The 23,613-nt window shown below is 41.8% G+C and carries 17 protein-coding genes; 8 read left to right on the plus strand and 9 right to left on the minus strand.

Annotated elements, in window-relative coordinates; all coding sequences use genetic code 11:
• Together V6252_RS12660 and V6252_RS12665 are read right to left on the minus strand one after the other, a co-directional pair.
• The coding region (locus tag V6252_RS12660; RefSeq protein WP_341610684.1) for an Ig-like domain-containing protein at positions 1-1,181 on the minus strand (1,181 nt) is incomplete at its 3' end.
• A gap of 85 nt (positions 1,182-1,266) precedes the next feature.
• Positions 1,267-2,229: an OmpA family protein gene (locus V6252_RS12665; RefSeq protein WP_296210925.1), complete on the minus strand. Its 963-nt coding sequence runs from the start codon at positions 2,227-2,229 to the stop codon at positions 1,267-1,269.
• 801 nt (positions 2,230-3,030) lie between these two features.
• Here V6252_RS12665 and V6252_RS12670 point away from each other — a divergent pair.
• Entirely contained in the window at positions 3,031-3,948 is a 918-nt protein-coding gene (locus V6252_RS12670; RefSeq protein ID WP_341610685.1) for a haloalkane dehalogenase, read from the plus strand.
• 126 nt (positions 3,949-4,074) lie between these two features.
• On the opposite strand, the gene V6252_RS12675 is transcribed toward V6252_RS12670, so the two are convergent.
• Both V6252_RS12675 and V6252_RS12680 read right to left on the minus strand, forming a co-directional pair.
• Positions 4,075-4,659, minus strand: a complete 585-nt coding sequence (locus V6252_RS12675) for a TetR/AcrR family transcriptional regulator (protein ID WP_101205246.1) — start codon at positions 4,657-4,659, stop codon at positions 4,075-4,077.
• A 122-nt stretch (positions 4,660-4,781) separates the two neighbouring features.
• On the minus strand, positions 4,782-5,462 hold the full coding sequence (locus V6252_RS12680; RefSeq protein ID WP_057760571.1) for a glutathione S-transferase family protein: 681 nt from the start codon (positions 5,460-5,462) through the stop codon (positions 4,782-4,784).
• Between the two features lie 284 nt (positions 5,463-5,746).
• Here V6252_RS12680 and V6252_RS12685 point away from each other — a divergent pair, with 284 nt between their 5' ends.
• From V6252_RS12685 to V6252_RS12715, 7 genes are all read left to right on the plus strand, one after another.
• Entirely contained in the window at positions 5,747-6,037 is a 291-nt protein-coding gene (locus V6252_RS12685) for a putative quinol monooxygenase (RefSeq protein ID WP_341610686.1), read from the plus strand.
• A 392-nt stretch (positions 6,038-6,429) separates the two neighbouring features.
• Positions 6,430-6,984: a carboxymuconolactone decarboxylase family protein gene (locus V6252_RS12690; RefSeq protein WP_341610687.1), complete on the plus strand. Its 555-nt coding sequence runs from the start codon at positions 6,430-6,432 to the stop codon at positions 6,982-6,984.
• A gap of 110 nt (positions 6,985-7,094) precedes the next feature.
• Positions 7,095-7,748 (plus strand): DsbA family oxidoreductase, encoded by a 654-nt coding sequence (locus V6252_RS12695; protein WP_341610688.1) that lies wholly within the window; start codon positions 7,095-7,097, stop codon positions 7,746-7,748.
• Positions 7,749-7,818: 70 nt separating this feature from the next.
• Positions 7,819-8,706 carry a glutathione-dependent disulfide-bond oxidoreductase gene (yghU, locus tag V6252_RS12700; protein WP_341610689.1) on the plus strand — a complete coding sequence of 296 codons (888 nt, stop codon included), beginning with the start codon at positions 7,819-7,821 and terminating at the stop codon, positions 8,704-8,706.
• Between the two features lie 359 nt (positions 8,707-9,065).
• Positions 9,066-9,608 carry a redoxin domain-containing protein gene (locus tag V6252_RS12705; protein ID WP_341610690.1) on the plus strand — a complete coding sequence of 181 codons (543 nt, stop codon included), beginning with the start codon at positions 9,066-9,068 and terminating at the stop codon, positions 9,606-9,608.
• Between the two features lie 530 nt (positions 9,609-10,138).
• Positions 10,139-11,131, plus strand: a complete 993-nt coding sequence (locus V6252_RS12710) for an acyltransferase (RefSeq protein ID WP_341610691.1) — start codon at positions 10,139-10,141, stop codon at positions 11,129-11,131.
• Between the two features lie 87 nt (positions 11,132-11,218).
• Positions 11,219-11,953, plus strand: a complete 735-nt coding sequence (locus tag V6252_RS12715) for a hypothetical protein (RefSeq protein WP_341610692.1) — start codon at positions 11,219-11,221, stop codon at positions 11,951-11,953.
• A 115-nt stretch (positions 11,954-12,068) separates the two neighbouring features.
• Here V6252_RS12715 and V6252_RS12720 read toward each other — a convergent pair whose 3' ends face one another.
• The 5 genes from V6252_RS12720 to V6252_RS12740 all read right to left on the minus strand — a co-directional run.
• Positions 12,069-13,238 (minus strand): HlyD family efflux transporter periplasmic adaptor subunit, encoded by a 1,170-nt coding sequence (locus V6252_RS12720; protein ID WP_057760587.1) that lies wholly within the window; start codon positions 13,236-13,238, stop codon positions 12,069-12,071.
• Between the two features lie 2 nt (positions 13,239-13,240).
• Complete coding sequence (locus V6252_RS12725; RefSeq protein WP_341610693.1) at positions 13,241-15,565, minus strand: type I secretion system permease/ATPase; 2,325 nt, start codon at positions 15,563-15,565, stop codon at positions 13,241-13,243.
• 74 nt (positions 15,566-15,639) lie between these two features.
• A complete protein-coding gene (locus V6252_RS12730) occupies positions 15,640-17,178 on the minus strand; it encodes a TolC family protein (protein WP_341610694.1) in 1,539 nt (512 codons plus the stop codon).
• 759 nt (positions 17,179-17,937) lie between these two features.
• Positions 17,938-19,824, minus strand: a complete 1,887-nt coding sequence (locus tag V6252_RS12735) for a hypothetical protein (RefSeq protein ID WP_341610695.1) — start codon at positions 19,822-19,824, stop codon at positions 17,938-17,940.
• Positions 19,825-20,005: 181 nt separating this feature from the next.
• The coding region (locus V6252_RS12740; RefSeq protein WP_341610696.1) for a beta strand repeat-containing protein at positions 20,006-23,613 on the minus strand (3,608 nt) is incomplete at its 5' end.

Consider the following 23,613-nt stretch of genomic DNA (forward strand, 5'->3'; position numbering starts at 1 on the left):
AGTGTGCCGGTTTGGATTTCGTCTTCGGCATTCGGTGCGGTTGGTGGGTAGTCTACGGTGATGGTCGCTTGGTTTGACTTGTTGCCAGTGACATCAGAGACCACATAGTTCACCGGCGTTGGATCAGCGGTAAAACCTGTTTCTGGGGTAAAGGTGACTGCGCCAGTGGTTGGATCAACACTCCATACGCCTTCGCCGGCAATGGTCAAGCTAGTAACTTCAAGACCTGTGTCTGGGTTGATGAGCTTCACGGTGGTCGGGTCGATGTCGCCTTCAAGATCGGTGTCGTTGCTGAGCACGTCGATGACCACTGGTTGACCAAGTGTGCCGGTTTGGATTTCGTCTTCGGCATTCGGTGCGGTTGGTGGGTAGTCTACGGTGATGGTCGCTTGGTTTGACTTGTTGCCAGTGACATCAGAGACCACATAGTTCACCGGCGTTGGATCAGCGGTAAAACCTGTTTCTGGGGTAAAGGTGACTGCGCCAGTGGTTGGATCAACACTCCATACGCCTTCGCCGGCAATGGTCAAGCTAGTAACTTCAAGACCTGTGTCTGGGTTGATGAGCTTCACGGTGGTCGGGTCGATGTCGCCTTCAAGATCGGTGTCGTTGCTGAGCACGTCGATGACCACTGGTTGACCAAGTGTGCCGGTTTGGCGATCATCTGTTACGAGGGGCGCAGTACCCTCTTCCGTATTGCTGTCATCGTCTCTGCTGTTACTACTTCCACTCGCCAGTAATCCAACCAGTCCAATACCAGCAGCAGCAGGTATCCACCACGGTATCGCAGCTGCTACATATTCTTGACCACCTAAAGCTTGACCTTCTACATCGCCTATATTTAACTGAGTCACATAATCATAGGTTTCACCAGTATCTGGGATATAGTAGTAATACTCACCATCTTCGGCAATACCAACCAATGCACTATCTGCGCTATCGTAAAAACCTTCTATAATAAGGTCACTATCTTTACCTTCCTTTTCAAACGATACGTGAAGGTCGTTTTTTATCCGTTTAGTAACAATATGATTAGGAGCCCGGTTAATAGATTTGTCATGAAACTCATAGTTTACTTTGTCTACGGCTTTAATGACGGTAGGTGTACCATCTTTAGTTATGATCTCTATTTGGCTTATAGTCTGAGTGGCATCATTCGTTTTTACGACAATAGCATTCATTTTTTTACCTTTTATTTTTTTAGTTGCAACAATACTGTTTGAATTTTTTATGGCCTAATTTACTTATGACAAATTCGTTTTTCTATCAGTTATTTGAACGCTCTTCCACAACAGCAATAACACGGCGGTTAAGCTGACGACCTTCTACTGTTTCGTTACTAGCTCTTGGCTGTGACTCACCATAACCAACAGCACTGAGACGTTCAGAATCTACACCGAATTGAGTGATTAACACTTCTTTTACAGCGTTCACTCGACGTTGTGATAGAGCTTGGTTATATTGCTCACTTGCCCGACTATCGGTATGACCTTCAATAGTAACAATGGTGTTTGGATATTGAGTCATGAACTCTGCGACTTCAGAAATTTTAGAGTAATATTCAGGCTGAACAATAGCTTTGTCAGTTTCAAACAATACTTCAAGCTCGATTGTCACTTTCTCTGCCAAGACAGGTACTACTGGTGCTGTTTCTAGTGGCTCAGATACTACAGGAGCTGCACAATTAGGCACTACTCGGCTAATTTGATGATTTTGATAGCGTTTGGTTTCTAATAATTGTAATGCACTGTCAGCAGTTATTTCTTCGAGTGTACTTTTTCCTGTATCATCCATATCAACGTAGAAGAAGTATGTTTGACCACCATCAAGCTGATAGTCTTTTTTATCTGCTAATAAGTTATTGTCTTTAAAACCAGTAGCATGAGCACTTAACTGGTTTGTACCAACGCAAGAGTTAACAGCTGTATAATTACCAGGGTGTAGGCTTACTTGATATCTATTATTAACAGAAATATTGGCACTAGTTTGCTCTAAATCATCGTCATTTTTACGAATAAATATCAATCTTGTTTGATCGGTATTAACTTCTGTTGCTAGTAGCTTGCGAACGTCTGTGTCGACTTGATTGTTCCACGTGACATTGCCCACTCTACGACTGTCGCCCTCGTTATCAATTCCACTATTGCCTATAGCAGCGCATCCAGATATACCGAGCAAAATAGTGGGTAAAATAATAGCTGCGATAGTGTTCTTAAATACTCTTTCCATTATAGATTCCTAATTGATAATTTCTTTGAGACAACGTGTTTGTTCTTGCTCGGATACCGCCTAAATATAGTTTATCTTTTAACAAAATAGTCGATAATTTGGACTTGATTTTTACTTACTAGAGAACTTTTGTCTTTTTATAACGCGATAGAGTTCATTCGGATAAAAAATGACCTGTTTTTATTAATTGATAGTAATTTAAGTATTTTGTAAAGTCAACTTCATAGAATTCAGTTTAAAACCCTCTAATGCAGCGTTTTAAACTGTTATTTCACATGAGAAATCTAGATTTCAATTTATATTAATCGTTGATTACTATAGGAATAATACTACATCATCCATCTGACGCTGCAAAAAATTAGTCAACCGTTTTTCACAGAAATAATTTGTGTTTTGTAACCTATCAACTATATCCAATTCCTTAAAAAACAATTGTTATTATTGAATATATATAATAAAAATTATTCTTTTTGTAAGAGAGTCGATAGTTGGAAAGTAATCAAACTTACAAATAGATTAAGTGTATATCTGTCATATTTTCTGAATACTTAATATATATGTTCCAAAATCAGTCATCATGGTATTTAGTTTCTAATTTTACTAGCATTAATGTTTGCAGCAACGAATGCATGTAGGGTATAGTTTTCATTTTGAACGTTTAATCAATATAGACTATAGTTAGATAGCCTTATCGCTAGGATTACCAGTGATAGTCGAGTAGCACTCAGAGACTCACCCCTAGTAGACTGTCTAACACCAGTGCCAGAATGCGCTGTTATTTTTCTAACCCAAGGATGATATATGAAAAAACTTAGGACGCCTGATTCATGTTTTGCTAACTTGCAAGATTACGATTTTGAACCGAACTATTTGATGGTCGATGATACAGAAGGTGGTGAGCTGCGAGTACACTACCTTGATGAAGGTCCAAGCGACGCCGACCCTATCTTGCTATTACATGGTGAGCCTTCTTGGTCTTACCTGTACCGCAAAGTTATTCCCATACTGACAGCAGCAGGACATCGCGTTATTGCGCTAGACCTTCCTGGGTTCGGACGTTCAGACAAACCTGCATCACGTACTGACTACACTTATCAGCGTCATGTCGATTGGATGCAATCGGTGCTTGATCAATTAGATTTAAAAAATATCACACTGTTTTGTCAAGATTGGGGCGGTTTAATCGGTCTACGCTTAGTAGCAGCGCATCCTGATAAATTCGATCGCGTCGCAGCAGGCAACACGATGCTACCGACTGGGGATCATGATCCGGGCGAAGGGTTTCGCAAGTGGCAGAAGTTCTCTCAAGAGACGCCGCAATTTAATGTAGCAGGCACCATCAAAAGCGGTACCACAACGACATTGTCTCAAGCCGTACTGGATGCTTACGATGCACCTTTCCCTGATGAGTCCTATAAAGAAGGTGCTAGACAGTTTCCTATCCTAGTGCCTACGACACCCGATGATCCTGCTTCAGAAAACAACCGTGCAGCTTGGGTCGTGCTAAGCAAATGGACCAAGCCATTTATCACACTGTTTAGTGATTCCGACCCCGTAACTGGTGGCGGCGATCGCATCATGCAAAAGCTGATTCCTGGTACCGAAGGCCAAAATCATACGACTATCACTAACGGTGGTCATTTCCTGCAAGAAGACCAAGGCGAAACGTTGGCTGAGCTTCTGCTGAAGTTCATCAATGACAATCCGAAAGCACAGTAATAAATAACAAAAACCCTGATTGCTAATGTACTAGCAATCAGGGTTTTTAGTAATACTATGATGATTGGTCAACGACAAAAGGCGCGAGCTGTCATAACTAAAAAATCTGCTTTTTATACAACCTTACTATACGATATTTTTAAAAATATCATCGATATATTTCTCTACCGCATCATTGTCATTAGTAACCTGCGCATACGTCCTGAGACCTATAATTTGAATTTGGAAATAACGCGCCAGCTCAACTGGATCTTTTTCTGCGCTAATCTCACCGCTATCAATGGCTTGTCCAAAGAGAACGGCAAACGACGCCTCTATACCTTCCAATATATTCGTTGCATGTGCGAGCAAATCTGGACTATCGTTTTGAGTAAGCTCAGCGACTGTCTTGACGATCATGCACATACCACTAGGCGCAGTAGCACTATTACAGACTATCACCGTATGGATAAAATGTTTTAAGCCATCTAACACTGTGTCTTTTTGCTCAATACAGTCGGCCAATCTCTTGGCACCATCTGCAGCATAGCGATTCAGTGACTCTGTAAATAGTTTATCTTTACTACCAAAAGCTGCATAAATACTACCTGGATGCATATTCACCACATCTTGCAAGTTTCGCATTGATGTCGCGTGATAACCTTTTTCCCAATAGAGATTTTTTGCTTTTTCGATCACATCCTCACGATTGAACTTTATCGGAGCACTCATAATTTTCACCTTAATATCTTTGCCTTAAAATCTATTTTAAGGCAAAGTTTGTAGAATCAACCTTAGTTACTGGTTTTAATCACTTTTTATATTATAAAACTTATTAAGTCTCTTTGCTTCGATTAACTGTTTTTATCAAAGTTTTGCGGATAAAGCGCGCGTGCAGCAACGTCATCAAACTCAGTTTTGAAATCAATACCTTTAGGAATGTCACGGGCTTTCTGTACCGCTGGGCGGGCATTAATGCTATCAAACCAACGCTTTAGATTTGGATAGTTATCCAAGCCGCCTTCGCCTAGCACAACTGTCGCTTTATCAATCCAGCCCCAAGTAGAAATATCAGCGATTGAGTAGCTATCACCAACCATATATTCACGACCTTCTAGGTGCGTATCTAGCACTTCATAATGACGCTCGGCCTCACGAAGGTAGCGATTAATCGCATACGGGATTTTCTCTGGCGCTTTATGTCTAAAGTGAACAGACTGACCAGAAAAAGGGCCTAATCCAGATGCTACAAACATTAGCCACGACAGCATCTCGCTACGATCTTCTGGTTGTCCTGCCAGCTTGCCTGTTTTTTCAGAAAGATACATCAAGATTGCCGTAGAATCAAACACGCGTTTGCCATCATCTTCTAGCGCAGGTGTTTTGCCATTTGGGTTGATAGCACGGTACTCAGGTGTATGCTGCTCACCTTTTAGCGTATCTACTGCAACAAGTTCATAAGGCAGCCCAGTTTCTTCAAGAAACAATGCTACTTTCATTGGGTTTGGCGTTTGGTGAAAATAAAATTTAAGCATAACTTTATCCTATTAGAAGACAGTCGTCTAATGACTATCAAATCTGGTGACTATACTAATGACTATAAAAGCTGTAATGGGATAACAAAAATAGACGTCGAAATTTGAAGCACATTTTTATTGTCTGATATACACTATAACCACAAATGAACGGTCGTTCAAGTAATGTTATATATTGATATAATAAATACAGTATTGATATAACTCTGTTCGCATATAGACTCTTTTACCAACAGCCATCCTCACAACTTGTCTAACCATCTCATCAACTCAAAGGATTAGAAATGACTACATTAACCGTCATCGCCCATATAACAGCAAAGGACGATAGCATCGCTCTCGTAAAAGCTGAGCTCGAAAAACTCATACCAGCTACTCGCAGCGAAGAAGGCTGTATTCGTTATGATTTGTTCCAAGATAATGAAAAACCCACTCACTTTATGTTTCATGAAAGCTGGGCCACTCGCGAGCTATGGCAAACCCATATGGAAAGCCAACATCTAAAAGATTTTTCTGCGGTAACAGAAGGCGCGGTTAAATCGTTCGTGCTACATGAGATGACTGAAGTTAATTAATCTCGATTCACTCAATCTTTTCAATAAGCTTTGCCCGTAATACTAGAGAAAATAACGTTATTAACGCTAACAATCACTTTTTTACCGTTATTTTCTCTTATTACTTACACAGTGTTACCTTCTTAAGATACTGATATTAATAGAGTAATATGAATTACGCAGAGGAATGTAATTAAGCCATTACAATTTACTTGAACGATTACTCAAATAATTATTGAGCGATTGCTCAATATCATTTATAGTAGTCTCTATTGACTCGCTTACTAAGCAAAGTTGCTAATTTTGAGTAACTACTCAAGCCAATAATTAAATGTAAATCAGTGACTACTTTGAAGCGAGCATGAAAACTCTAAAACACACCAAATCTCAAACCTATTATTAGGAATTATGTTATGACCGAATTTACTCTACACGACAAAGACACAGCCCCAGCAGAAAGCAAAGACTTACTTGATTCTTCTATCAAAGCATTTGGTATGGTACCTAACCTACACGCCGTGATGGCTGAAGCGCCTGGCTTGCTAGAAGGCTACCAACAGCTACATCAACTGTTTTTAGACAGCAGTTTTGATGACGAAGAAACCACTGTGGTATGGCAAACTATCAACGTTGAGCATGCTTGCCATTACTGTGTGCCTGCGCATACTGGTATTGCTAAGAGCATGAAAGTAGATGACGCTATCACGGATGCATTACGTGATGAAACGCCACTACCAACTGAAAAATTGGAAGCATTGCGTACCTTCACACTATCTGTAGTTCGTAATCGTGGTAATGTTGATGACAACGCGGTTCAAGCGTTTTTAGATGCAGGCTACACTAAGCGTCAGATTCTTGAAGTTATTCTTGGTGCAGCTCAAAAAGTCATGAGCAACTATACGAACCACCTAGCTAACACCCCAGTCGACAAGCCATTCCAGAAATTTGAATGGCACAAAGCTGACTAATACGTTTTTCAGCTAACGCTGACACAGTCCATTTGATGTTTTCATACTGTTGTTCGAAACATCTTCGGGCAGCAGTTTTTCATTTTAATTTATTGCTAATGAGAGATCCTATGGAACAGGAAAAAAAACCCTTACAAATAGACATCGTGTCAGACGTTGTATGCCCTTGGTGCGCTATCGGTTATAGCCAATTGGCCGAGGCACTAAAACAAACCAACACGCCGCACGAGATTCATTGGCACCCATTTGAGTTAAATCCTAATACGCCGCACGAAGGAAGAAACTATCGTGAGCATATTATGGAGAAGTACGGTACAACTGCTGAGGACGTTAAAGAGAACCGAGCTAGAATGACAGCAGCAGGTGCAGAAGCTGGATTTAATTTTCAGTTTACCGATGACTTCCGTACCTACAATACTTTTAATGCGCATCAATTGCTGCATTGGGCTGATCAGCAAGGACGTATGCACGACCTAAAACAAGCATTATTCGTTGCGCATTTCGTTGATAATAAAAACGTGGCTGACAGTACCGTACTGGCAGATGTCGCAGCAGATATTGGACTAGATCGTTTTGAGGCGCTTGCCGTTATCGCAGATCAACGCTTTGCCAACGTGATACGTGAAGCCGTACAGCATTCAAAGCAGCAAGGTGTTCAAAGCGTACCATCGGTTATCTTCAACGGTCGGCATCTGGTGAGCGGTGCACAAGGTGTAGAAAACTACAAAAACATCTTAAAGCAACTAGCAGACATGCCAGAATAAAAACAATAAACTGGATCTGATTTACCAATTACCCCCTACTGAGCACAGTATATAAAAAGGTATCATCATTATGTCAAACTCTAATCATTACGAGCCACCCAGCATCTGGACATGGGATGCAGAAAGCGGTGGTAAGTGGGCAAGCGTCAACCGCCCTATCGCTGGCCCAACGCATGAAGCAGAACTACCCCGCGGCAAACATCCGTTGCAAATCTACTCAATGGGCACCCCTAACGGTCAAAAAGTCACCATTATGGTCGAAGAGTTATTGGCGTTAGGTGTGACAGAAGCTGAGTACGACGCGCACCTTATTCAAATTGGTGAAGGCGGACAGTTCTCATCAGGTTTCGTTGAGCTAAATCCAAACTCAAAAATTCCTGTGCTTTTGGATACAGAGACTGGTAGTCGGGTGTTTGAGAGTGGCGCTATTTTGTTTTATCTTGCCGAAAAATTCGGAAAACTACTGCCTAAAGATGCAGCAGCACGCACTGAAGTGATGAATTGGCTCTTCTGGTTACAAGGCTCTGCTCCTTACTTGGGTGGCGGTTTTGGACATTTCTACTTTTATGCGCCAGAAAAGTTTGAGTACCCTATCAATCGATTTACGATGGAAGTAAAACGCCAGTTAGATGTACTAGAACGTGAGCTTGCAGAAAATCGCTATCTAGGTGGTGATGAGTATACGATTGCAGATATTGCCACTTGGCCTTGGTATGGCAATCTAATACTAGGCGAAGCATATAATGCAGGAGAGTTCCTACAAGTTGAGAGCTATCCAAATGTGCGTCGCTGGGCAACTGAGATTTTAGAGCGTCCTGCTGTGCAACGTGGTCGCAAAGTAAACCGCACTTGGGGTGAACCTGCTGAGCAATTACACGAGCGTCATGATGCCTCAGATTTCGAGCTAAAAACTCAAGATAAAGTAGATGCTCAGACAACTGAAGAAGCAAAAAAATAGACGCTTCGTCTATGACTTACTGGGGCGTGTCCTCATTTTAAAAATGGTGATAAAAATGAAATAAATTGCCGTCAAACGAGGAAAATAGTGCAGATAATATCGAGATATTGACCAACTATTTGACGATGTTTGACAAAATTTAGCTGTTTTTAGCCCATTTAGAGAACACTCGTTTGAATTGAGGACACGCCCTAGCTTACTTAAGTAGCCTTATTAATCGATTTTAAAGGTAATGTTAACTTTTCCTATTACTACTTGGGACTACTGTAAATATCCAATACTTTTGCATTTAAGACTGCTACTGTAAGGCTGTTAAATACCAACTAACCATAAAGACACTACTAAAAAGGATAAGAACTATGTCAACAGATTATGCTCAAAAAATTCAAGCCGGTACTACGTTTCCTGAAATGAAAGTACAAGTATTAAACGGAGAAATGACTTCATTAGGCAAACCTGAAAACGGTCATGACTGGAAACTGGTTGTTGTATACCGTGGTAAGCACTGCCCAATTTGCACAAAATATTTAAATACCTTAGAGACAGTAAAACAATCTTTCTATGACGTCGGTGTCGATATCATCGCAGTATCTGCAGACAGCAAAAAGCAGTTAGAAGGTCATCTAGATCAAATAGATGTTAGCTTCCCTATGGCTTATGGTCTGACTATCGAGCAGATGAACACGCTAGGTTTATACATCTCTGACCCACGTTCAGAAAAAGAAACTGATCATCCTTTTGCTGAACCTGCTGTGTTCGTTATCAATGCTGAAGGAAAAGTGCACATTGTTGATATCTCGAACGCACCGTTCTCTAGACCAGATCTTGAAGCCTTGGCAAACGGTTTGGCTTTTGTTAGAAATCCAGAGAACAACTACCCTATCCGTGGTATGCACGGCTAATTGATATAGTAGATATAGAGTGTTGATTCACTCGATTATTTAGCTGACCTATATCTAACGGGTTAAACTATATGGGGCGTATCGAGATAATTCTTGATACGCCTTTTTTTTGTTTATTGATAACTGAACTGCTATCAAACGCAATCGCTTCATCTCTAAGTTCATTAATACTTGCTCAGTACTAATGTGTGAGTAGCACTGTTAATCTATAAAAAGAGGTTCTAGACGAAACTCATAGACTAGCCAGCATATAAGGGCTATATTTGAGCTCGAAATATCATCATAAACATTTTCCCTTTTAAGTAATCTGTATTTCTTTTTTATCGGTTTATTTTTATAAATAAGACAGACTGTGCTTATGGTTTGATTTGTCTCTCGTTTCGGCTAAATCTTGATACGATTGTACGTTCTGATTTATAAATGCTGTTTATTATTTGTTGTTAACACTCGTACACTGAGATTGATTTCTGCTAAAATCATGCAGCAACATTATCAATATCTCATCATAGGTATGAGTAAAAGGATTCGATATGCGATTGAAATCAATCGTTCAAAAACTACATGAACGCGCTCCAAAACTGGGCAAAGCTGCCTCACTGACGACAGCAACCAGTGTTATCACTTTTAATAGTATGTTAGCTGGTTTACCTGTCTGGGTAATGGGTGCTACCAAGGCTATCACCGGTGCTGCCATCGCTGACAAAGCCGTTATCGATGTGACGAACTATTGGATCAATAGCAACAATGCATTGATCGATAACGTATTACCGCGCAAAGACTGGCGCATTAACCTACCTGACGATGTGCATACAAACGGTAAGTATCTACTGGTAAGCAATCATCAGTCATGGGTTGATACCAGTATCGTGCAATATATCAGCGAAAAACGTTTGCCATTGACGCGCTTTTTTACCAAGTTTGAACTCATATATATCCCTGTCATTGGTCAAGCTTTCTACTTTCTCGACTTTCCTATGATGCGTCGACATTCAAAAGAAGCCATCGCCAAAAACCCTGCTCTAAAGGGTAAGGATATCGAAGAAGCGAAACGAGCGTGTGCATTGCTTAAAGACAAGCCTTTTACACTATTGAACTATCTAGAAGGGACTCGCTTTACCCCTAGCAAACACGATAAACAAGAATCCCCTTATACGCATTTACTTAAGCCACGCGCTGGCGGGTTATCACTGGCTATGAGTGCCTTAGGGGAAGAGATTGATGGGATTTTGGACATGACGATTGTCTACCCTGACGGTGTGCCCACTTATAGCGATCTATGGAAAGGCAATATCAAGCGTTTAGGCGTCGATGTGCGACATATTGAGATACCCAAAGACCTATTTACTGCGATCAAGAACGGCGGTTACGAAACAGATGAGGCTATAAAAGCGCAGATGTTTGAATGGGTAGAACAAATATGGCATCAAAAGGATCAGCTAATCACAGAAATGCTGGCTGACTTTGAGAGCAATGACTCTGCAAATAAAGAATCTAAAATTAAAGATAATATTGTACAGGCTTAGCATATTCTCTCTACCAACAATCCTAATTATTTGATAACCTCAAGGTGTGTTGCACGTGTACTAATATGATAAAGGTAAAGCCATATAATGATGAAGTTCCGCGAAAAATGGTTTTGGGCATTGTGCCTTGCAGTATTAGTACACGTTGGGGTTTTCTTTATTTTCTATCTCAACACTCATCAGACGGATTCAGTAGAAGTAGCTGATAGCCAAACGAACTCGACTGAACCTATTGCTATCAACAATGTAGATCTACCTGAAAAGGTCTATACCACTACTGTCACCAGCACTAAGACATCTAATGACACTAACGACAGTGTAGAAGACACGGTCAATAAAAAATCTGAGATTGGTAATGAGCCTGAAGCATCTCAGCTAACAAGTAGTGATGAACAAACAGCCAACGTGGAAAGCAGAAAAGCACCCACTTCTTCAACTGCCAATAACATCGATAATAAGCCCAAAAAACCAGCTTCTACATCGATAGAATCACCTCAAGCAAACAAAACTCCTCCGCAAAAGGACAGGACACCAAATGCTCAAACAGTTAGCAATACCCAGTCTATAGTTGCGAACACTGATGATAAATTAGAAGAAATTAAAAACAATGCAAGCTTGCTGGATATAGACGTTCCTGCTCAAAAAAGTAACGTCAAAATAGATAAAGACTATCTTTCAGCAAAATCTGAAGTGGAAGCAATAAATGATCAATTGAGTGCGGCTATCAACGAAGTTAAAAAGCGTAATCAGCAGAAAATTGATGAGCAACAACAGTTAAGAAATGAGGCAACTAGCCAAAGACTTCCTGAAAACTCTAACTAAGAATATAAGAGTTATGAGTAGTAGCACAATTAGACTCAATACCTCTATATAAAAAAACCCCAGCGATCAACTGGGGTTTTTATTATCTCGTCAATAAACACTCAATATTAAACTGTTAGCGCTCACCCAAACCTTCTGATAAGGTTTTGGTAATTGGCTTAGTCAAATAAGACAATACCGTACGCTCCATCGCTTTAATATCAACAGAAGCTGTCATACCAGGTTTGATGACAATCTCATCACCGCGCCCTTTAAATTCAGCACCATTAATCACAATTAGTACACGGTAGTAAGGCTCTTCGCCTTTAGGTGTTTGCTCCATTAGCGTGTCTGGACTGATATAGTTGACTGTACCTTTCATGGCTCCAAAAATAGAGTAATCATAAGCATCAAGCTTAACCGTCGCTTCTTGACCTTCTTTGACATAAGCAATATCAGCAGGACTGACCTTGGCATCTATAACCAAGTCACTACTGGTCGGTAGAATCTGCATGATGACTTCGCCGGGCTTGACGACACCGCCAATAGTGGTCACGTTGATGTTCTTAATTTTACCTTCTGTGGGCGCCATCAAGCGCTTCTCTTCAAGTACTTGCGCCCGATCTCGCAATTGCTCAAGCTCGGTATCTAGCTCTTCTTGAGCCTTGGTCATTTCAGCCTGTGCTTCTTCGAAGTACTTATTACGCTTGTTATTAATCTGCGCTTCGATATCAGCAACTTGACGACTGAGCTTGATAACATCAGCCTGACTCACATCGCCATATTTTAATAAAGGCTCATTCATACGTAATTCTTGACGTGCCAGCACCAGCATTTTCTCAAGAGAAGAGACTTCTTCATTGATGGCTTGACGACGTCTATTGTATAGTGCCCTTTGGTTTTGTACGTACTCAGGATAGTCCTGTACCCCTTTAGGAAATACCAACGGTTTTTCAAAAATCTCAGCATTTAGTCTTGCTAGCTTAGCAGTCAATGCAGCTGTTTTAGAAGCGGAATTATCAACAGCTGCTTTAGCACGCTCTTCCTCCAACACTACCAATAACTGACCTGCCTTAACTTCTTCACCTTCTGTGACAGCCAACTGAGTCAATACGCCGCCTTCTGACGCTTGGATTTCTTGCGTTCGAGCACTGGCAATTACCGTTGCTTGCGCACGGGTCACTTGGTCAATCTTGGCAAATGAGGCCCAGACAATTAAAGTGACGATCCCGATTAATGCTATCCAAATACTCAATCTTGAACGATTAACTTGGGGTTTAGTGGGTGTGTACTTATACTCTGACATGCCTACTTCCCTTGATCGTCTGTTGAATGTTTAGCACTGATGGGTTTTACGCTGATGTTTCTAACTCTAGAGGTAGCAGGCTTATTTTCGTCGGCATCTTCTTTCGACGGTTGGTTGGCTTTGTTAACGATTTTACCTTTTTGCTGCACGGTGGTTTTATTTTTTGCTTGATCGTTTTTTCTGAGCTCATCAAGTACAGCTTGTTTTGGACCATCGATAATAATACGCTGGTTATCCATAATGATTAGCCGATCTACCAAGTCTAGCAATGCTGTCTTGTGAGTCGAAACAATAAACGTCTGCCCTTTTGTCAACTCCTGACGCAGCACTTGTAGGCAGCGCTGCTCTTGTCGATTATCCATGGAAGCCGTCGGCTCATCCAGTAAAAACACATCTGGCTTAGTCAGCAGCAAACGGGTAAATGCCACCAGTTGCTTTTGTCCGCCCGATAGTCCTTTACCGCCTTCACTGATCGGTAGGTCAAGACCACTTGAATGACTGGATACTAAGTTGATTAGCCCTGTCCTGTTTAAAGTCTCTTGAAGGACATCGTCATTGGGCGCTGCCATACCGATTAATAGGTTCTCACGCAGGGTTCCTTGGAACAATCGATGGTCTTGCTGCAGATAACCCAAGCGCTCACTAAGTGTCTCACGACTGATTTGATGTATATCCAGTCCGTCTAACAATACTCGTCCTTCTGTGGGTGCATACAGTCCTGCCAACACCTTAAGCAAGGTAGATTTACCTGAACCAATAGGCCCAAGTATCGCTATACGCTCTCCTGGTTTAATCGATAGTTGCGGAACCGTAATGGCTGGTCGATCGTTGCCTTGGTAATTGAACGACAATCCATCGCACTGATACGCACCTTTTATATGCGTAGGCGATAATGGATATGCAACGCCTTGATTGTCTTGCTCTAGTGCAAACAGACTCTCGATATTCATTTTGGCGGCTTTGGCATGAGCATACTGTACTAGCAGATTGGGTATCGCCATAACAGGCGCCAACACTCTACCACCAAGTATCGAGCAGGCAATCAGTCCGCCCATTGTCATGTCACCTTGCATGACGACAAACGACCCGACTATCACGATACCAACGTAGCTTACTTGCTGTAGCATCTGCGTAAAATACGTTAAGTTGTCATTGGCATGCTTCATATCCAAGTCGTTTTTGATGGTGATATCCATCACATCTAGCCAACGCGAGAGAAACTTCCAACTGCCCGCCCCCGCCTTTATTGTCTCAACGCCTTCTACAGCTTCTACTAACAGACCTGTCTTATAATAAGAAGCAGTCGCGCCCTCTGATGCAATAGCATCGATGCGTTTACGTGCAATCAGTCCCATCGTAATTGCGATGACCGCCGCTATTACTGGTACAACAGCGACTAATGGCGAGCCAATAAAAGCTATTAAGCTGATAAAAATAATGGTCATGGGCAAATCGACTAAACCAAAAAGCGTGCTCGCCGTAAAAAAGCTACGTACTTGCTCATAACCACGTAGCTGTGCTGCCATAGAGCCAACTGACCCCGGCATTTGGTCGATACGTACTTTGAGTAGACGTTGGAACACTTCTCGAGATAGGTACTGATCAAGACCGACGACGACCTTATCCATGATTCTTGAGCGAGAAAACTTCATGAATGCTTCAAACATGATCACCAAGAAGACGCCACTGGCTAAAATGATCAGCGTGTATTCACTACGCGTTGGTATGACACGGTCATAAACCTGCATAGAAAACAGAGAAACGGCTAATGCCAACATGTTAATCAGAAAAGTGGCAATAACGGCTTCAGCTAAAATACCTTTATAATTACCCAAATCAGACTTTAATAGATCAGAAAATGAGGCCTTTCGCTGCTTAATATGATCTTCTTTTAGACGAATACGCATGACCAAAGTCAATTCTTCGGCACGCGTATGTACCTGCTGGTTCGCTTGTCTAAAGTTCCAACTTTTTTGCGGCGTTTGGCTGTCAATCACGCCCCAACCTAAATCCGCTCGATACGCTAGTAAGGGCAAAAAAGCAGCATCAGGCTGCTCTAGTATTTCTGGTGTATCTGTTATGCCAATGCCTTGTAATACTGCAATGACACCGCCTAACTCATGAATGCTTTGACCTTGCCTGTCCGATTGCTCACTATGACGTTTGACGACATCATGGAGCCGTATGTTATCTACTGGATAGCCTTGCTGTCCGAGTAAATGCTTAATCGCATCAGTCAGCGTTTCGGTCAGATCAACCTGCTCTGAGTGTTGCAGCTCATGGTGGTCAACAGACTGAGACGGTGTCTTTTGTAATTGTGCACTCATATTAATCGCTTATTTAATATTTTAGATGGTTGCGTATGTAGGATAATTTACGCCTATTTATATGACTTTCTGATTTACTTATTTGTCATATTCTCTTGATCAGTTATCGGCGTAATACTGTAATCATCATTTAACATGAGATACTCACCATTGTTCAAGCTTTGCTCTGCCGTCTCGGGCAGCTTAATATCGATATATTCTTCTGCTGCGTTGTTTCCATAACCGAAATGACTGCTAGCGCTGTTTCTGTCTTGCTTATTGAGCCATTGCTTGACAGAGTTGGCTGGGCTAAACAAAGTCACTGGGTCACGATTATGAGAGAACTGCTGCCACTGCATAATGCCAAAATCTACTTGTAGTCTATAAAATGCACCCAACATTTCTGAGCGAGTTTGTACCAGCTGGACTTGATAATCGTTATGCTCACGGACAGCGTTTAGTACTTCAAGCCATGACTTGCGTCCTGCGATGAATTGCCGGCGATAAGAGCTGACCACAATTTGTGCCCCTGCTACAGCAGCGACCAACGAGGTTTCTCGGTCTTTGGCACTGATAAACTGCTGATACTGTACTTGAATGTTTTCGATAACATTACGGCGTGCGGCTTCTTGGTTTTGTACTAGGCTGTTGACCTCTGCCTGTGAGGCTCGTGCTAGCGCAAAATTAGAAAATCCAGCACCTGGTGCATAGCTCAATCCTACTGAGAACTTACCATCGTTTTCATTATCCTCATGATAGTAAGCATGCTCATATTGGGCATAAATGGTTGGGTAACGAGCCGCTTGCTGTGCTTCTACACCTTGCTTCGCGGACTCAATCTGGAAGTGCTCTTTTACGACGGTAGGATTGTAAAAGCCAGCTCTATCAAATGCCATTCTTTCAAAGTCAACGGATTGCTGCTTGGCTTGATTTACCAATACCTTAAGGTTCGGTATGCTCGTGACACTCATCTGAGACAATGGTTGACCAATGATTTGTTCTAGCCTAGCAGCGGCGATACGTTGCTGCTCAACTGCCGCTTGATAAGATGTTTGCTCTTGCAATATACGGTTAGTTACCAGATCAAGCTCAATACGAGCCGATACACCTTGACCAACGCGTCGCTGCATCATGGCTTCAAAATCATTCAGCTCTTTTAAATTCTCTACATGGACGCTTTGTGTAGCGACGGCTTGGATATAGCTCTGCCAAGCATCAATCGTTGTTTTGGCCACTAGGTTTTGCTGCTCATAGATATACTCTACCGCAGCTTTATCATCGAATATGGCTTGATTGATATCTGCGGTGAGCTTACCCCCTGTCCATAAGGGCTGGCGAATAGTCACCTCTGAGACAAAGTCATTGTCTCTATCGTAACCTGAGCTTACGCTTGGTGTTGGTAAAAGGTTTAATTTGGCCGCATTAATTCCTTCGGTAGTTGCTTCTTGACTCGCTCGAGCCGACCCTACTAAAGGATGCGTTTGAATTGCCTGCGCCACTAGGCTATTGATTTGGAAATCTGCTACTACTGCGTGTGAAGTCACGGTAAAACATATACCAGTCGCCAAAGCGGTCATAAAATGGCGCACTGAAATACTACGAAGTGACTGCTTACGATTTGACGAATTTTTCATATTAGTTTTCAGTGATCAGCTCTATGAATGTTTTTTGAATAAATGTTGATCTTTTATGCACTAAACCTTACTAAAACTTACCTTATAAGGCAATAAGATAATAATTTAAATAAAGTCTAACCTGTTATATAAGATAGTCTTAGAGCTGCTGTGTCGTTGGCCTCAATTCGCCAGTATAGCTCCACACTTAATAAATCATCAGTAAAACCATAACGCTACGTCGAAAAATCAATAGATATTAATTAAATATTTCGTAAAATCAATCTAAGTCTATTACTACTAATAGACTTAGATAGTTGAACATAAAAACGTGCGTCTTACTCGCATAAAAATACTGTTTAGCAATAGCATAAAATAAGAGTATAGCTACAATATAAGTTTAAGGTAGTTCGTAAATAATGGCATACATTAATTGCTATTTGAATGAAGCCTCCCAAGCCGCTCTTTACGGAGTAAACCTACCATAGCTATTCATAATTACTTTGGAAATGCTATAACAAATGTCTCGACTTTCAGCTCCTAAAGTAATACTAAGATAATGCGTGTCATCATCAGTCCAGTAGTTTATAAGGTTCGAACCTATACCAACCAAGTTACCTGTCTTCAATCCTAGAACATTCGAATGAGAGTGCATAAGCTTGTTGGTATTAAAAACTTTCTTACCGTTGTATTCAACATACTTGAAAGAACAGTAAGAAGCTATCGCCCCATATTGGCTGATAAGACAGATTTCATATCTTGACTGCCTACTTTTACTGGCTAGTTTTTGTCTTCTTGATCTACATGGATTACATCATAATTTGACTGGTATTTTTTCGCAGCGAGCTTTGGGTAATTGGCCGTTTTTAAAAAATCAAAGTAACCAATAAGCCCTGATAGATAGTGCTCTACATCATCAATTCTTACTCTAAACGAGTGATGGCGGATAAAAAATCCATGCAGAATGGTTTGCGGGGATTTATAAAACATGGCCATTTCTGGAAAGAAAAAACCATTCATAAGATAATTGGCACGCGCATGTAATGCCTGATAAAACTCTTGAACATCGAAACCTACTAACACATCATGAAACTCAGGATGTTCATCTAGCTTTAATAGCATTTTATGAAACGCCATGGATAGCTCAAGTAGTGTCGGAAAAGTAGTGATACGGTTTTTGATAAAGTCGGTATAGCCTTTAATATTATCTACTGCAAACTGAAAATACTTTTTTTCAGGCTTATAAATGATTAGCTCGTTTGAGCAATAAGATAACCAATGGTCATGTGCTTGATGATGCTTGACTTCGATAAAATAGTCAAACGCACGAGTGACACAATCAAGCCAGCGCGCATCTTTGGTCAAACCATACAAACGCATCATTGCAAATGCCGCCTCACCATCATAATAAATGATTCGGTTTTTCGCTTTTAGCGTTAAGTCTTTGCTATGTAAGATATGCACAAAGCTGCCATCGTCTTGTTGCATCGCGATGATGCCTAGCGCTAATCGCTCTGCCAACGCATGATAATCATCTGCTTTTGGTGTGCCTCTAAAGACTTGTAGATATTTAACGATTGCTAATATCGCAACAGCATTTGCACCTAGCTTAATCTCTCCACCCGTATCAATTACATACGCTTTATCATTATAGGTCTGAATAAGCTTATCAATCAAATAGCTCATGGCATTATCAATACTGACTTTCGTATTAGCCAAAGCAAGCTTAGCCTCATCGTTACGGTAGGCGTCAAAACTATGACAAGCTTCATAGCCTTCTATCAGTGCATAAGTGCTACTGGCATGGCGCAGACTATTATAAGTATCTATCGTGCGGCCAAAACAAGGAAAATATCCATAGATATACTGGCCAGAAGGCTGCACCTGTCGGGCTAAGTAATTTGCAGACATCTCAATGATAGGCTGAGTCGTATCTGCCGATAATGGTAACAATTTGCGGTGACCCTTAAAGCGTGGCTGCGTATCAAGGGTATGACACTCACCTGTGTGCTCATCAATAAACACACCCGCCGTATTAAAGCTAATAATGGGTAAATCATCGCTAAACTCTGGAATTTGGCTACTGCCATGGCGTGCTTTTAGATACACATTCAGGTTGTTAGTATTAACCCCTGCATGAGAAACCGTATTACCCATATAAAGGCATGCATTGGCATTCAGCTCCATTTCGGTGAGCAATAACCATGGCTCACGCACTCCTTCAAATGCAACGCCTGAGCGATAATAATTGCGCTTAAATCCTTTTAGACTTTGCTGAAAATTTGACCAAGTAGTGAGTGAAGCTTGATTAAGCCACTCAAGCCTTAACCAAACAATAGGAGCATCAAACTTTTCTGATAACTTATCAATTTTTACTATTATCTCTGGCAATATCTTTTCAAAATCAGAAAAATCACTGGTACTACCTATTTTATCTATATTTGCTAAATTCCTAGTAATAAAAGTAATCGTTTTGGCTTTTTTGCAACCATCAGATACCGACAATACAAAAGTATTGGCCAAATTATCTAACACTATGCCATCTGAGCTGCTTTCTGTTTCTTTATTTAGCTTCGTGAGATGTGACTGCGTCCAGTTATCATAAATAGATGGTAAAAATACTTCTAAATATTTTACTAGAAGATTCGAGTTTATATGTTCATCCATGTCTTTATTGCCCTGCCCTGTAGCACCTTATGCTTTGTTGTATTTGCATATAAATATACAGCCATTATATTAAGGCTATTTTTTATACTTATTCACTATAGCTCAAAAAAATTAGACAAATATTGTAAAAAACGCCTCCATTTTGGAAGCGTTTTCAAGATAAAAGTTCAACTATTGAATGTTAGATAATGTTGGTAATATCAGTATCGATATAAATCTGTGTAGATGTATCAGTACCTACTTGCCATACATTATATAGCTCATTTTCTGAGGTAATCTGTGCAACATTGGACCAACTATCGCCTTCTAGATCGACCGTATCATCGCTATCACCTCTGACATAGATAGCAGACTCAACATCGCTAACTGCCACATTTAAAGTATTAGCCCCGATGCCACCAATATCAATGATATCAGGCTGCATCATGTCAGCTAAACTAATGACTTGACCTGCGCCCTCAAAGCTTAGAACATCAAGCCCTTCGCTTGAGACAGTCAATGATGTATCAGGAATATCGATAGAAGTTGCATCATCAGCAAGTGTGAAGCTACTGGCGCTCATACTTGCAGCGGCTGCACTTGAGTCGCTAGTTGTAGCTTGCCCATCACCATTGATGGTGATGGTCAGCATAGCCGTATCAATATTACCATTACCGTTATCAATCGTATATTCAAACTCATCTGTTTGACCAATCACATTGACATTTTCGTTTGGTGTATAAGTATATTCACCGTTAGTGTCAATTGCCAAACTACCATAGTTACCTACGATGGTGGTGAGTCCACTGATCGTATCACCATTAATATTAGTTACAATTGTCGCTAACCCTGTATCGGTATCATTATCAAGCACATTACCAGTAGCTGGTACTAAATCGATATTAAGGTTTGTGGTTATAATTGAGTCAGTCTTGACAGTGACAGATGTTCCTACACCAAGATTCAATACTCCGCTTCCATTGGCAACCACAATATAATATTTCGCACCGCCAGAGAAAGTATCCAGTTCTAAAGCATCTCCTTTCCAAGTGCCGCCGATAACACCAGCTATACCAGCTGTGTAATCAAGCCAGTTTGGTACGGATTGAACCAATTCAGCTTGCGTACTACCTACTTCTTGACGATACACTAGGACATCAAAGTCCTTATCGCTACCAAGTGATAATCCTAATGCTTGGCTTCCACTACCAGATATCGTAAGGTCTTGTGTGGTATTGGTTGCAACATCTACTGTAAAAGCAGTACTTGAGCCAAGCAACGCTACATTAACCAAGTCACCGACTGCCCCAAGGCTAACCAAGCTACTAACGGTTCCAGTCTCGCTGCCTGTAGTACTTGCTATAACAGGTGTTATAGCAAGTCCAGCAGAGGCCTGATCATTAATAGCATCTGGTATTGTAGTATCTACTGTGACTGTCACAGCAGGTGCATTACCGCTCACATTGTCGACAGCATCTTTGATGTTGTAGCTTAGCTCATACTCAGCATCATCTAAAGGCGTTTGCGGCGTTAAAGTATAGCTGCCATCGGCGTTTTCAGTGATTACTGCATCAACTACGTTACCATTTACCACTAATTGCAGTGTTTCACCGTCACTAAGTACACCAGCAGCAACCTCAAGGCTTGGTGTATTGTCATTTGTGGTGCCATCATCTGCAATGACTTCTGAAGGTGTTAGTACATCACCACTGCCGTCATTAGCTACATTGTCTGTAATAGTTGCCGCTGTGACTGGTGCATCAGGGGCCGTAGAGCTGATATTGATCACCAGTTTTGCGGTATCGCTGTTACCTGCTGCACCGTTAGAGATGGTGTACTCAAACACCTCTGTTTCACCTGACGAAGAATAATCACCATTGGCCGTGTAAGTATAGTCACCATTTTCGTCAATCACTAGTACACCGTATTGTCCCTGTATGGTAAATACATTGATACCGTCGACAAGCTGAGATGTTGGCTCTGAAACCGTATTATCACTGCTTATGTCCGTCAGCTTAGTGTTGACAGTAACCGTATCCTCACCTGACTCATTCGTTATCGATGCGTCAGGGTCAATCACGTTGCCTGTTATAGCTGTACTTGAATCGAAATCATACTCAGTTAGGGTGGCTGTGACATCAGTAGTTTCAATCAGCGTTAAAGTATTGCTAAGCAATGCTACTGCAACCGCATCCAATACTGGGTCAATCACACCACCAAGCAAAGTATTCAATACGGTATTGTCTTGAAGCAACGTTACCAACTCATCGACACCCAGCTCATTCGTTACTAGCAATGCAGCTGACAGAATACCTTTGACAGTAGTGCCCAATTGCAAGATAGGGTAATCAGTATTGAGTGAGGTTTCCACTGCATTTAAGACAGCCTCTTGGTTATTTGGACCTAAAACAATGCCTGAGTCACCCAACTCTGCCAACTCCACATCTTGTACTAAAGTGGTTAATGCACTCTCACTTTTGCGCACTACCACAGTGTAATCTCCTGGCTCTAAACCAGATACGACTGCTGTTAACGTGTCATTGCCAGTCAATCCTAATAATTTTAGACCTATTACATCACCTACCAGTGGGTCACCACCAGTCGTACCGACATAAACACGGTCGCCATTACTATTGTAGACTTCGATGTTGACCGCATCCGCTACTGCGACTAGTGCTGTCTGACTAACTTCAATACTGACCGTACCATTAGCGCCTTCACTTACCGTAAAGTCAAGCGTACCATCTGTACCGCTATCGCTTTCGGCGACACCGAGTACGGTGACGCTATCGTTATTTACTGAAGGATAAGTGGTTACTTGTAACTTACCTAAATCGATATTATCTGAGTCATCTTGAGCGATGATGACGGTGGTATCAACCGTCACGTTAGTGACTAGCGAATCCTCACTCACGTTACCTGCCTCATCAATAAGGTTGTAGCTGAGTGTATAATCACCATCAGTCAATGCCGTGGTTGGCGTTAAGGTCACGCTGCCATCATCATTAGGCGTAGAGATTGAAGGTACGACGCTGCCATCAACCACCAGTTGCGGGGTACCATTAACCACTTGCTCGGGAGGTACAACAACGCCTGGGGTGCTGTCGTTAGTCAAGCCACCATTAGTGATGGGTTCTACTGGAGTAAGTTCATTACCACTGCCGTCATTGGCAACGTTGTCAGTGACCACAGGGGCGTCAGTTGGCGCCGTCGGTGCAATGGTATCTACGACAATATCAACCGTGCTGCTGGCGCTTGGTAGATTACCAGCGGCGTCCGTGGCAGTGGCTGTTAGGGTTTCATCCCCTTCGCCCATGGCAGTGACCTCTGCTGGGCTCACAGCCACACTCCAGTTGCCATCACCATCAACGGTCACAGGATTGCCAATCTGAGCACCTGCTTCATTGGTTAAGGTGATGATGTCACCTGCGGTACCAGTGCCAGTCACATTAAACCCAGCACCTGCTTCAATCGCATTGATGATGTCATCGCCTGTGACTGCATTGATGACAGGCGCCGTCGGTGCAATGGTATCTACGACAATATCAACCGTGCTGCTGGCGCTTGGTAGATTACCAGCGGCGTCCGTGGCAGTGGCTGTTAGGGTTTCATCCCCTTCGCCCATGGCAGTGACCTCTGCTGGGCTCACAGCCACACTCCAGTTGCCATCACCATCAACGGTCACAGGATTGCCAATCTGAGCACCTGCTTCATTGGTTAAGGTGATGATGTCACCTGCGGTACCAGTGCCAGTCACATTAAACCCAGCACCTGCTTCAATCGCATTGATGATGTCATCGCCTGTGACTG

Source organism: Psychrobacter proteolyticus (assembly GCF_038155145.1).
Lineage (GTDB): Bacteria > Pseudomonadota > Gammaproteobacteria > Pseudomonadales > Moraxellaceae > Psychrobacter > Psychrobacter proteolyticus_B.

Bases quoted from the DNA above. Each gene is read 5' to 3' on its own strand.
- yghU (WP_341610689.1), top strand. From the start codon at position 7,819: ATGTCAAACTCTAATCATTACGAGCCACCCAGCATCTGGACATGGGAT.
- V6252_RS12690 (WP_341610687.1), top strand. From the start codon at position 6,430: ATGACCGAATTTACTCTACACGACAAAGACACAGCCCCAGCAGAAAGC.
- V6252_RS12665 (WP_296210925.1), bottom strand. From the start codon at position 2,229: ATGGAAAGAGTATTTAAGAACACTATCGCAGCTATTATTTTACCCACT.
- V6252_RS12670 (WP_341610685.1), top strand. From the start codon at position 3,031: ATGAAAAAACTTAGGACGCCTGATTCATGTTTTGCTAACTTGCAAGAT.
- V6252_RS12695 (WP_341610688.1), top strand. From the start codon at position 7,095: ATGGAACAGGAAAAAAAACCCTTACAAATAGACATCGTGTCAGACGTT.
- V6252_RS12720 (WP_057760587.1), bottom strand. From the start codon at position 13,238: ATGTCAGAGTATAAGTACACACCCACTAAACCCCAAGTTAATCGTTCA.
- V6252_RS12680 (WP_057760571.1), bottom strand. From the start codon at position 5,462: ATGCTTAAATTTTATTTTCACCAAACGCCAAACCCAATGAAAGTAGCA.
- V6252_RS12710 (WP_341610691.1), top strand. From the start codon at position 10,139: ATGCGATTGAAATCAATCGTTCAAAAACTACATGAACGCGCTCCAAAA.
- V6252_RS12735 (WP_341610695.1), bottom strand. From the start codon at position 19,824: ATGGATGAACATATAAACTCGAATCTTCTAGTAAAATATTTAGAAGTA.
- V6252_RS12715 (WP_341610692.1), top strand. From the start codon at position 11,219: ATGATGAAGTTCCGCGAAAAATGGTTTTGGGCATTGTGCCTTGCAGTA.
- V6252_RS12725 (WP_341610693.1), bottom strand. From the start codon at position 15,565: ATGAGTGCACAATTACAAAAGACACCGTCTCAGTCTGTTGACCACCAT.
- V6252_RS12730 (WP_341610694.1), bottom strand. From the start codon at position 17,178: ATGAAAAATTCGTCAAATCGTAAGCAGTCACTTCGTAGTATTTCAGTG.
- V6252_RS12675 (WP_101205246.1), bottom strand. From the start codon at position 4,659: ATGAGTGCTCCGATAAAGTTCAATCGTGAGGATGTGATCGAAAAAGCA.
- V6252_RS12685 (WP_341610686.1), top strand. From the start codon at position 5,747: ATGACTACATTAACCGTCATCGCCCATATAACAGCAAAGGACGATAGC.
- V6252_RS12705 (WP_341610690.1), top strand. From the start codon at position 9,066: ATGTCAACAGATTATGCTCAAAAAATTCAAGCCGGTACTACGTTTCCT.